The sequence below is a fragment of the Oerskovia sp. NPDC060287 genome (assembly GCF_042726775.1).
Lineage (GTDB): Bacteria > Actinomycetota > Actinomycetes > Actinomycetales > Cellulomonadaceae > Oerskovia > Oerskovia merdavium.
In genome coordinates this window covers 1-11226 of sequence record NZ_JBHXBO010000138.1, presented here as the reverse complement: position 1 = coordinate 11226, position 11226 = coordinate 1, and the positions used below count along the sequence as shown (strand labels likewise).

Genomic DNA, 11226 nt, shown 5'->3' with positions numbered 1-11226 from the left:
GCACCCGGGTGCGCTCCGCCGTCGGGCACCGCGAGGGCGACGCAGGGGAGTCCTGCCCGCCGTCGCAGCCCGTGCGCGGTCGCCCGGACGGAAAGGAATCGTCATCCGGGGCCTCGGGCAGGGAGGATGTGCCCGTGGGTCACATCGACATCAGCGACATCAGCTACTTCCTGCCCGACGGGCGTCCCCTCCTCGCCGGGGCGACCCTGCGCGTCGCGGACGGGGCCAAGGTCGCGCTCGTCGGACCCAACGGCGCCGGCAAGACGACGCTCCTGCGCATCGTCGCGGGGGACCTGTCCCCGCACGGGGGCACCGTGGGACGCAGCGGCGGGCTCGGTGTCATGCGCCAGTTCGTGGGCCGCATCGACGACGACCGCACGGTCCGCGACCTGCTCGTCGACCTCGCGCAGCCCTCGATCCGGGACGCCGCGCGCGAGCTCGCCGCGGCAGAGCTCGACATCATGACGGTCGACGACACCCCCTCCCAGATGCGGTACGCCCAGGCGCTCGCCGACTGGGCCGACGCGCGCGGCTACGAGGCCGAGGCCGAGTGGGACAAGGTCACCGACGAGGTCCTGTCCATCCCGTTCGACCAGGCCCAGTTCCGCGAGGTCCGGACGCTGTCCGGCGGCGAGCAGAAGCGCCTGGTCCTCACGGCCCTGTTCCGCGGCCCCGAGGAGGTCCTGCTCCTCGACGAGCCCGACAACTACCTCGACGTGCCGACCAAGCGCTGGCTCGAGGAGAAGCTCGCGGCCTCGCCCAAGACCGTGCTGTTCATCAGCCACGACCGCGAGCTCCTGGCGCGCACCGCGACCCAGGTCGCGACCGTCGAGCCCACTGCCGCGGGCGGCACGATCTGGGTGCACGGCGGCGGGTTCGGCACGTACGCCGAGGCGCGGGCCGACCGCCGCAGCCGCCTCGAGGAGCTGCTGCGCCGGTGGGAGGAGGAGCACGCCAAGCTCAAGGACCTCGTCAACATGCTCAAGAACAAGTCGGCCTTCAACGACGGGCTCGCGAGCCGCTACCAGGCCGCCCAGACGCGCCTGCGCAAGTTCGAGGAGGCGGGCCCGCCCCAGGTGCTCGCCCACGAGCAGAACGTCAAGGTCCGGCTCACGGGCGGTCGCACGGCCAAGCGTGCCGTGACGTGCGAGCGGCTCGAGCTCACGGGGCTCATGGAGCCGTTCGACCTCGAGGTCTTCTTCGGTGAGCGCGTCGCGATCCTGGGGTCCAACGGTTCGGGCAAGTCCCACTTCATGCGCCTGCTGGCACGGGGCGGGTCGGACCCGGACGTCGAGCACCGGCCCGTCTACGAGAACACGGCAGGCGGTGCGGGCGCGGCAGGCGACGCCGCAGTGGTCCCGCCCGTCGCGCACACGGGCCGCGCCGTGCTCGGCTCGCGCGTGCGCCCGGGATGGTTCGCGCAGAACCACGCCCACCCCGAGTTCGAGGGCCGCACGCTCCTGGAGATCCTGCACCGTGGCGACGGTGCGCGCGACGGCATGGGGCGTGAGCCCGCGAGCAAGGCCCTCGACCGCTACGAGCTGGTCGGTCAGGCCGAGCAACGCTTCGAGACGCTCTCGGGTGGCCAGCAGGCGCGCTTCCAGATCCTGCTCCTCGAGCTCGGTGGAGCCACGCTCCTGCTGCTCGACGAGCCGACCGACAACCTCGACCTGCACTCGGCCGAGGCGCTCGAGACCGGTCTCCTGGCGTTCGAGGGCACGGTCATGGCCGTCACGCACGACCGGTGGTTCGCGCGAGGCTTCGACCGGTTCGTGGTCTTCGGCTCCGACGGCCGCGTCGTGGAGACTCCCGAGCCCGTGTGGGACGTCGAGCGGGTCAAGCGGCAGCGCTGACCGGCGGACCGTGGCGGTCCGTCGTCGGGGCGCCACGGGCCACGCCCCGGCGTCCGTCGGGCGAGGCCGGGCTCCTGGCACGCTCAGGCCCGGCCCCTGCGCGCGGACGTGGTGCGGTGAGGAAGACCACATGCACCGCAGAGGGCCGATAGCACGGCCTGCGGGGCGCCGTCGGGCTCCTAAAATGGAGCAATGGCCGTCCCCAAGATCGTGCTCTTCTACGCCTTCACACCGCTCGCCGACCCGCGCGCGGTGCAGCTGTGGCAACGTTCGCTCGGGGAGCAGTGGGGCCTGACGGGACGCGTCATCGTCTCCGAGCACGGCATCAACGCCACGCTCGGCGGGACGGTCGAGAACCTCAAGCAGTACGTCAAGACCACCAAGCAGTACCCGGGCTTCGCCGGGATCGACGTCAAGTGGTCGGACGGCACGGGACGCGACTTCCCGCGCCTGTCCGTCAAGGTCCGGCCCGAGCTCGTGAGCTTCGGGGCCGCGGACGAGATCGCGGTCGACGCGGACGGCGTGGTCGACAGCGGGGTGCGGCTCGCCCCCGAGGCGCTCCACGAGCTGGTCGCCGAGCGCGGCGAGGACGTCGTGTTCTTCGACGGCCGCAACGCGTTCGAGGCCGCGATCGGCCGGTTCCGCGGTGCGGTCGTGCCGGACGTCGCGACGACCCGCGACTTCGTCGCGGAGCTCGACTCGGGCGCGTACGACGACCTCAAGGGCCGTCCTGTCGTGACCTACTGCACGGGCGGCGTGCGGTGCGAGGTCCTGTCCTCGCTCATGCTCGCGCGCGGCTTCGAGGAGGTCTACCAGCTCGACGGCGGGATCGTCCGCTACGGCGAGACGTTCGGCGACCGGGGGCTGTGGGAAGGGTCGCTCTACGTGTTCGACGAGCGCATGCACGTCGAGTTCGGTGACGACACGGTCCCGCTCGGTGCGTGCTGCGAGTGCGGCGCGGCGACCGCGAAGTACGAGAACTGCGTCGACCCCGGGTGCCAGACGCTGCGCCTGTTCTGCACCGACTGCGCGGGTCTGGCCCGCACGCTCCAGTGCGACGCCTGTGCCGAACTGCGCCCGGGCGCGTATCCTCGACCTCGGGAAGACGCGAGGACCGGTCTCTCCCACGACAACCACCGGGCAACCGCCTGAATCGGCTGTCTGGCACCAGAGCCTGTGCCGTCTGACGAGGCCGATCACACCGAGGTCCCTTTCGCCCTCGGTGTGACGCATCTTGTTTTGACCCTGCACGGGCCGTCCAGGTAGTCTGTTGAGTCGTTGTGCTTCCCCTTCGGTTATCTCGTCACTTGTGCGCCCACTCGCTCCGTGACGGGGACATCCGTCGACCGAAGGCCGAACGACTTGTCGGACGCAGGCTCCTGCGCCGAAGACATCGAAGACACGAAACGAAGGCTACGACCGTGCGTACGTACACCCCGAAGCCCGGCGACGTCCAGCGTGACTGGTACGTCATCGACGCGACCGACGTCGTCCTGGGCCGCCTCGCCACCCACGTGGCGACCCTGCTCCGTGGCAAGCACAAGGCCACCTTCGCGCCTCACGTCGACGGAGGTGACTTCGTCATCGTCATCAACGCCGGCAAGGTCGCCCTCACCGGCAACAAGCGCGAGCAGAAGCTTGCCTACACCCACTCCGGTTACCCGGGTGGTCTTCGGGCGGTCGCCTACAGCGACCTGCTGGAGAAGCACCCCGAGCGTGCTGTGGAGAAGGCCGTCCGCGGCATGATCCCCAAGACCTCGCTCGGCCGCGCCCAGTTCGGCAAGCTCAAGGTCTACGCAGGCTCTGAGCACCCGCACGCCGCGCAGCAGCCGAAGACTTTCGAGATCACCCAGGTCGCGCAGTAGGCTCCGCCTGCTCGTAGACGAGAACTTAGGACGCGAGGACACACCAGTGGCCGAGACCACCGTCGACATCGACGTGCTGGACGAAGAGACTCCCAGCAACTACACCTCTGAGAGCGCAGCCCCCACGGGCCGTGGCCAGAGCATCACCGCCCCCGCGCAGGCCCTGGGCCGTCGCAAGGAGGCCATCGCCCGCGTGCGCCTGGTGCCCGGCACCGGCCAGTGGAAGATCAACGGCCGCACCCTCGAGGGGTACTTCCCCAACAAGGTGCACCAGCAGCTGGTCAACTCCCCGCTGAAGCTGGTCGACGTCGAGGGTCGCTTCGACGTCATCGCCCGCATCAACGGTGGCGGCTCGTCCGGCCAGGCCGGCGCTCTTCGCCTGGGCATCGCCCGCGCGCTGAACGAGATCGACGCCGAGCACAACCGCCCGGCGCTCAAGAAGGCCGGCTTCCTGACCCGCGACGCGCGCGTCGTCGAGCGCAAGAAGGCCGGGCTCAAGAAGGCCCGTAAGGCTCCGCAGTACTCCAAGCGCTGATCCAGCGCTTGCGCACAACGGCCCCGGTGGACATCGTCCGCCGGGGCCGTTGTCTTTTGTCAGGGATGCTGACGAGCGACCGGACCGGTCTGCTCGCAGCGGGGGCGGAGCGGGCCTCGGTGCCTGTACCGTCCCGTTGAGGGAGGAAAACTCATGGGACGACTGTTCGGCACCGACGGCGTGCGGGGGCTGGCGAACAGGGACGTCACGGCCGAGCTCGCGCTCGGCCTGGGCGTGGCCTCGGCCAACGTGCTGGGTCGCACGGGACAACCCGAAGGGCACCGCCCGCGTGCGGTGATCGGTCGCGACCCCCGGGCCTCTGGCGAGTTTCTCGGGGCCGCAGTGACCGCGGGCCTGGCGAGCGCGGGGGTCAACGTGCTGGACGTCGGCGTCCTGCCGACGCCGGCCGTCGCATTCCTCACGAGCACGCTCGACGTGGACTTCGGCGTCATGATCTCCGCCTCGCACAACCCGATGGCCGACAACGGCATCAAGTTCCTGGCTCGTGGCGGGATCAAGCTCGAGGACTCGCTCGAGGACGAGATCGAGCGTCAGCTCGACACCGCGTGGGACCGTCCGCTCGGGGCCGGCGTCGGTCGCGTCCGCACGGACACGGGCAGCGCCGGCGCGGACTACGTCGAGCACCTCATCGGGAGCATCGGTGCCACGGGTGACGCCCTGCCGCTCTCGGGACTGCGGATCGCGGTGGACTGCGCGAACGGTGCGGCGAGCGACGTGGGCCCCGCCGCGCTCCGTGCGGCGGGCGCCGACGTGGTCGTGATGAACGCGAGCCCCGACGGGCGCAACATCAACGAGAAGTGCGGCTCGAACCACCCCGAGCAGCTCCAGGCCGTCGTGGTCGCCTCCGAGGCGGACTTCGGGGTCGCGTTCGACGGCGACGCCGACCGCTGCATCGCCGTGGACCACCGGGGCGTGCTCGTCGACGGCGACCAGATCATGGGCGTCCTTGCCCTCGCCGAGAAGGAGAAGGGGCGCCTGCACGAGGACACGCTCGTCGTGACGGTCATGAGCAACCTCGGGCTGATCCTCGCGATGCGCGAGGCCGGTATCCGGACCGTCCAGACCGGCGTGGGCGACCGGTACGTGCTGGAGGAGATGCGCGCCAACGGGTACACCCTCGGCGGCGAGCAGTCGGGCCACATCATCCTGTCGCAGTTCGCGACCACGGGCGACGGCGTCCTCACGGCGCTCCAGCTCGCCGCACGCATCCAGGAGTCGGGGACCAAGCTCGCGGACCTCGCGGGCGCCGTGCCCAAGCTGCCGCAGACGCTGCTCAACGTGCCGGGCGTGGACAAGGCCCGCGCCGCGACCGACGCGGTCCTGCAGGAGGCCGTCGCGGCAGCCGAGTCCCGCCTCGGCGAGACCGGCCGGGTCGTCCTGCGCTCGTCGGGTACCGAACCCCTCGTGCGCGTCATGGTCGAGGCCGCGACGCAGGCCTCGGCCGACGCCGTGGCCGAGTCGCTCGCCGCAGTGGTGCGGGACAGGCTGGCCCTGTGACGCCCGAGAGCCACGCCGTCGGGTTCGCCGGACCCGTCGACGAGGAGCTGCGCGACCAGGTCGCGAGCCACCTCGCACGCCACGAGGACGGTGTGCTGCCGATCGTCCAGGCGGGTCACCCGGTCCTGCGCCGACCGGCGGTGCCCTACACGGGGCAGCTCGGGGACCTGTTCCCCGAGCTGGTCGAGGCCATGCGTCGCACCATGCACGCGGCCCCCGGGGTCGGGCTCGCGGCTCCTCAGATCGGCCTGGGCATCGCGGTCGCGGTGATCCAGGACCAGGGGGTCTCCGACCCCGAGGACGCGGACCTGCGCGAACGCCTCCCTCTGCCGTTCCGCGTGCTCGTCAACCCCGCGTACGAGGCCGTGGGCGACGACCGTCGGGCGTTCTACGAGGGCTGCCTGAGCGTGAGCGGCTGGCAGGCCGTCGTCGCCCGGCCGAGGACCGTCCGGCTCACCGGCCAGGACGAGCACGGTCGCCCGGTGGACGACGTCCTGACCGGCTGGCCGGCACGCATCGTCCAGCACGAGACCGACCATCTGGGAGGCGGGCTCTACCTCGACCGCGCCGAGCTCCGGTCGCTCGCGTCGAACGACAGCATGATGCGGTTCTGGGGGCAGACCCCGGATCCCTCCGGGGCCGCGGAGGCCCTGGGGTTCACCCTGCCCTGAGCAGCACCGGGGCCGGCACGGGCGCCAGGCCCGCCTGCCAGGAGGTCCGTCCCCAGGAAGCGTCACAGCATCCTTCCGGGGGACCTCCCTAGGTGTGGATCTCCCTCCGGAGGATGACGCACCGGTCCCGGCCGGTGCGGCAGAATTCACGGAGGAAGGTAGGGGTCGGTATCAGGGCAGACTGGGGGGTTTCCCCGATGGTGCCGGCCCCTCGTATCCGTAGGCTGGTCACAGGTGCATCTCCTGTACCTGTGACCAGCCTGGTTCGCCACACCAGCCGACGAACAGAGGACCCGTGATAGAGGCCGTCTCGACCTTCCTGGAGAACCTGGAGACCTGGGTCCTCGCACTCGCGGCGTCCGCATGGATCTACCCCGCCCTGTACGCCTTCGCGACGATCGACGGCTTCTTCCCGCCGATCCCCAGCGAGTCCGTGGTCATCACGCTCGCGGTCGCCGCCAGCGCGTCGGGCAATCCCAATCTCGTCCTCGTCCTGGTCATCGCCGCGCTCGGAGCGTGGACCGGCGACCAGATCGCCTACGCGCTCGGCCGCAGCATCGGCACCGAGCGGATCCGTTTCCTCCGCACGGTGCGGGGGCGCAAGGCGGTCGCCTGGGCCGACCAGGCTCTCAAGGCTCGTGGGGCCGCCTTCATCCTCGCGGCGCGGTACATCCCCATCGGTCGTGTCGCGGTCAACATGACCGCGGGCGCGGTGGGCTATCCGCGGCGACGTTTCATGCTCTACTCGGGGCTCGCCGCCGTGACGTGGTCGCTCTACTCGGTCCTCATCGGACTGGTCGCCGCGCAGTGGCTCGGCCACCAGCCGCTCCTCGCCATGGTCATCGGCGTGATCCTGGGCGTCCTGTCCGGGGTGGTCGTCGACCGCATCATGAACCGCATGGCCCGCAAGCGCCGCGCAGCCGAGGCCGCGCGGGCCGCCGCCGGAGCCACCCCGCTCCACGGTGCGCTGACCGACCAGGCCGCCGCGCCGTCGTCGGGCACCGAGGACCTCCAGGACGACGAGTCCGCAGTCCGCCGGGCCTGCTGAGCGCTCCGCTCCTCCTGGTGCTCACGCCCCGTCGGGGCGTGAGCGGCGGGAGGGGCCGAGCGCTCAGTGCGTTCGCGGGATCCCCGGGGCGCTTGGCACCCCAGCGCCCCGCCAGGCCCAGGCTGCCGCTCAGATCTTGCGCAGACGCGCCCGCTGGACCGAGTGGTCCGAGCCCTTGGTCAGCACCAGGGTCGCCCGCCCGCGCGTCGGGAGGATGTTCTCCTCGAGGTTCGGCGCGTTGATCGAGTCCCAGATCGACCTGGCCTTCTCGATCGCCTCCTCGTCGGTGAGCGTCGCGTAGCGCTTGAAGTACGACTCGGGGCGCGCGAACGCCGTCCGGCGCAGCGACAGGAACCGGTCCACGTACCACTGGCGGATGTTGCGCGTACGGGCGTCGACGTAGATCGAGAAGTCGAAGAAGTCGCTCACCGCGACCGTCGACTCGTCGGTCGCGCTCGGCCGTGCGGGCTGCAGGACGTTGAGCCCCTCGACGATCAGGACGTCCGGCTTGCGGACGACCGTCTCGGCCCCCGGGACGATGTCGTAGGTCAGGTGGTCGTAGACCGGGCTGCGGACCTCGGGAGCCCCCGCCTTGACGCGCGACAGGAACCGGATCAGGGCGCGTCGGTCGTACGACTCCGGGAAGCCCTTGCGCTCCATGAGGCCACGCCGCGCGAGCTCGGCGTTCGGGTAGAGGAACCCGTCGGTCGTGATGAGCTCGACGCGCGGGGTCTCCGGCCAGCGCGCGAGCATCTCGCGCAGGATGCGGGACGTCGTCGACTTGCCCACGGCGACCGACCCCGCGACACCTATCACGTACGGCGTGCGCGTCGAGTTCTCCCGCAGGAAGGTCGACGTGGCCTCGTGGAGGCCGCTCGTAGCCGTCACGTACAGGTTGAGGAGCCGCGAGATGGGGCGGTAGATCGCGTCGACCTCGGCCAGGTCGATCGGATCGCCCAGGCCGCGGAGCTTGACGACGTCGGCGTCGGTCAGCGGCAGCGGCGTCGACTCGGAGAGCTTGCTCCACGCGGCGCGGTCCAGGTCGACGTAGGGCGACGCCGTGGTGCGCTCGGGCAGCAGCCCCGCACCGGGAGAGGCGCTCGGATCGCTCGCAGGGACACCCTCGCGCGGAGGGACGGGCAGGTCGGAGGGAGGAACCACTCGGATGATTCTGCCGGACGCACGCGGTGATCGGGAACCGCGAGCCGCCGGACCACTAACAAAGAACCGCGAGATGTCGCGGTCGAAGGAGCCCAGACCGGTGCCGCTAGACTCCGAAACATGTGTGGAATCGTGGGTTACGCAGGCCCTCTCGAAACGTCCGGGCGACCCCTGGACGTCGTCCTCGAAGGACTCGGCAGGCTCGAGTACCGCGGCTACGACTCGGCCGGGGTCGCGCTCGTCGCACCCGGGCTGAACCGTGTCGCGACGGCCAAGAAGTCCGGAAAGCTGGTCAAGCTCCTCGACGAGCTCGCCGCCAGACCGCTGCCTGCCGCGTCCGCAGCGATCGGACACACACGGTGGGCGACGCACGGCGCGCCCAACGACACCAACGCGCACCCGCACCTCGCGGACGAGGGGCGCCTCGCGGTCATCCACAACGGGATTGTCGAGAACTTCGCGGTCCTCAAGGAAGAGCTGCTGGCCGACGGCGCCACGTTCCTCTCCGAGACCGACACCGAGGTCGCCGCCCAGCTGCTCGCCCGTGCCTACCGCCGCACGGGTGACCTGACCGAGGCCATGGCCTACGTGGCTCGTCAGCTCGAGGGAACGTTCACCCTGCTCGCCGTCCACGCGGACAGCCCCACGACCGTGGTGGGCGCGCGCCACGACTCGCCGCTCGTCGTCGGGCTCGGCGAGGGCGAGAACTTCCTCGGCTCCGACGTCGCGGCCTTCATCGCCTTCACCAAGGACGCGCTCGAGCTCGGCCAGGACCAGATCGTGACCATCACGCCGGACTCGGTCGAGGTCGTCGACTTCCACGGCAACCCGGCCGAGGCCACGCGCTTCACGGTCGACTGGGACGCTGCTGCCGCCGAGAAGGGTGGCTTCGTGTCCTTCATGGACAAGGAGATCCACGACCAGCCGCAGGCCGTGGGGGACACCCTGCTCGGACGCACCGACGCCGAGGGACGCCTGATCCTCGACGACCTGCGCATCGACGAGTCCGTGCTGCGGACCATCGACAAGATCATCGTCGTCGCGTGCGGCACCGCGGCCTACTCGGGGCACGTGGCCAAGTACGCGATCGAGCACTGGTGCCGCATCCCCGTCGAGGTCGAGCTCGCGCACGAGTTCCGCTACCGCGACCCGATCGTCGACGAGAAGACGCTCGTCGTGGCCGTCACCCAGTCCGGCGAGACCATGGACACGCTCATGGCGGTCCGGCACGCGCGTGAGCAGGGCGCCAAGGTCATCTCGATCGTCAACACGCACGGGTCGACCATCCCGCGCGAGTCCGACGCGGTCCTGTACACGCACGCGGGACCGGAGATCGCGGTCGCCTCGACCAAGGCCTTCCTCTCGCAGATCACCGCGGCCTACCTGCTGGGCCTCTACCTGGCGCAGCTGCGCGGCAACAAGTTCCCCGACGAGATCCGCGAGATCCTCGACGACCTGCGCGAGATGCCGCGCAAGATCCAGACCGTGATCGAGCGGGGCGAGTACGTCAGCGCCGTGGCCCGCTCCATGAAGGACGCGACGTCGGTGCTCTTCCTGGGCCGGCACGTCGGGTTCCCGGTCGCCCTCGAGGGCGCGCTCAAGCTCAAGGAGCTCGCGTACATCCACGCCGAGGGCTTCGCGGCGGGCGAGCTCAAGCACGGCCCCATCGCCCTGATCGACGAGGGGCAGCCGGTCTTCGTCGTCGTGCCCTCGCCGCGCGGACGCGACTCGCTCCACTCGAAGGTCATCTCCAACATCCAGGAGATCCGGGCCCGTGGGGCCCGCACGCTCGTCATCGCCGAGGACGGCGACGACGCGGTGCTGCCCTTCGCGGACGAGATCTTCTGGATCCCGCAGTCGCCCACGCTGCTCTCGCCGCTCCTGGCGGTCGTCCCGCTGCAGATCTTCGCCATGGCGCTGGCCACGGCCAAGGGCCTCGACGTCGACCAGCCGCGCAACCTGGCGAAGTCCGTCACGGTCGAGTAGTCCCACGCGCCGCGCCGGCATCGCCCGGACGCAGCACCACCGAGAAGCCCACCGCGCCACCGGCCCGGTGGGCTTCCGGCGTCCGGGGCCCGTGCCGCGCGCCACCGCTTAGGGTGAACGCATGATCATCGGGGTGGGAATCGACGTCGTGGACGTCGCGCGGTTCATGGACACGCTCGGCCGGACGCCGCGCCTGCGCGAGAAGCTCTTCACCCCCGCCGAGCGCGACCTCCCGGCGGCGTCCCTCGCGGCCCGCTTCGCGGCCAAGGAGGCCATCGCCAAGGCGCTCGGCGCGCCGGGCGGCATGAACTGGCAGGACGCCACGGTCCACCGCGTCGTCGGTGGCGCTCCACAGGTCGAGATCACCGGGACGGTCCAGGCCAGGGCGACCGCGCTCGGGATCACCTCGTTCCACCTGTCGATCTCGCACGACGCCGGGATCGCGTCGGCCATGGTGGTCGCGGAGGGCTGAGGGCTCGTCGCCTCGCCGTGTGCTCCGCCCGGGTGCGGCGGGAGGGCGTGGGTGCTTCGCCGTCGAGCGGGTGGCCGTGAGCGGCCGTCGAGCACGAGGTTGCGGTCGTTCTCGACG

Annotated in this window: 10 protein-coding genes; 9 read left to right on the top strand and 1 reads right to left on the bottom strand. The window is 70.9% G+C overall.

The features are described from left to right. Positions 1-134: 134 nt before the first annotated feature. The 7 genes from ACFWFR_RS12865 to ACFWFR_RS12835 all read left to right on the top strand — a co-directional run bounded on the left by ACFWFR_RS12865 (position 135) and on the right by ACFWFR_RS12835 (position 7490). Entirely contained in the window at positions 135-1853 is a 1719-nt protein-coding gene (locus tag ACFWFR_RS12865; protein ID WP_377623223.1) for an ABC-F family ATP-binding cassette domain-containing protein, read from the top strand. Positions 1854-2045: 192 nt separating this feature from the next. Then, positions 2046-3005, top strand: coding sequence for a rhodanese-related sulfurtransferase (locus ACFWFR_RS12860; protein ID WP_377623222.1), 960 nt, complete (start codon positions 2046-2048; stop codon positions 3003-3005). Positions 3006-3274: 269 nt separating this feature from the next. Next, the gene (gene rplM / locus ACFWFR_RS12855) at positions 3275-3718 is read left to right on the top strand and encodes a 50S ribosomal protein L13 (RefSeq protein WP_030151909.1); all 444 of its coding nucleotides are present in this window, start codon (positions 3275-3277) and stop codon (positions 3716-3718) included. 46 nt (positions 3719-3764) lie between these two features. Next, positions 3765-4253: a 30S ribosomal protein S9 gene (rpsI, locus tag ACFWFR_RS12850; protein ID WP_056653832.1), complete on the top strand. Its 489-nt coding sequence runs from the start codon at positions 3765-3767 to the stop codon at positions 4251-4253. A gap of 153 nt (positions 4254-4406) precedes the next feature. After that, positions 4407-5771 carry a phosphoglucosamine mutase gene (gene glmM, locus ACFWFR_RS12845; protein ID WP_377623221.1) on the top strand — a complete coding sequence of 455 codons (1365 nt, stop codon included), beginning with the start codon at positions 4407-4409 and terminating at the stop codon, positions 5769-5771. After that, entirely contained in the window at positions 5768-6442 is a 675-nt protein-coding gene (locus ACFWFR_RS12840) for a peptide deformylase (protein ID WP_377623220.1), read from the top strand. The genes glmM and ACFWFR_RS12840 overlap by 4 nt, the downstream gene beginning before the upstream one ends. Positions 6443-6737: 295 nt before the next feature. Continuing rightward, entirely contained in the window at positions 6738-7490 is a 753-nt protein-coding gene (locus tag ACFWFR_RS12835; protein ID WP_377623219.1) for a DedA family protein, read from the top strand. Between the two features lie 129 nt (positions 7491-7619). Here ACFWFR_RS12835 and coaA read toward each other — a convergent pair whose 3' ends face one another. Next, complete coding sequence (gene coaA / locus ACFWFR_RS12830) at positions 7620-8570, bottom strand: type I pantothenate kinase (protein ID WP_377616313.1); 951 nt, start codon at positions 8568-8570, stop codon at positions 7620-7622. Positions 8571-8771: 201 nt separating this feature from the next. Here coaA and glmS point away from each other — a divergent pair, with 201 nt between their 5' ends. After that, entirely contained in the window at positions 8772-10637 is a 1866-nt protein-coding gene (gene glmS, locus ACFWFR_RS12825) for a glutamine--fructose-6-phosphate transaminase (isomerizing) (RefSeq protein WP_377616126.1), read from the top strand. A 121-nt stretch (positions 10638-10758) separates the two neighbouring features. Next, positions 10759-11109 carry a holo-ACP synthase gene (locus ACFWFR_RS12820; protein ID WP_056653843.1) on the top strand — a complete coding sequence of 117 codons (351 nt, stop codon included), beginning with the start codon at positions 10759-10761 and terminating at the stop codon, positions 11107-11109. Positions 11110-11226: the final 117 nt, after the last annotated feature.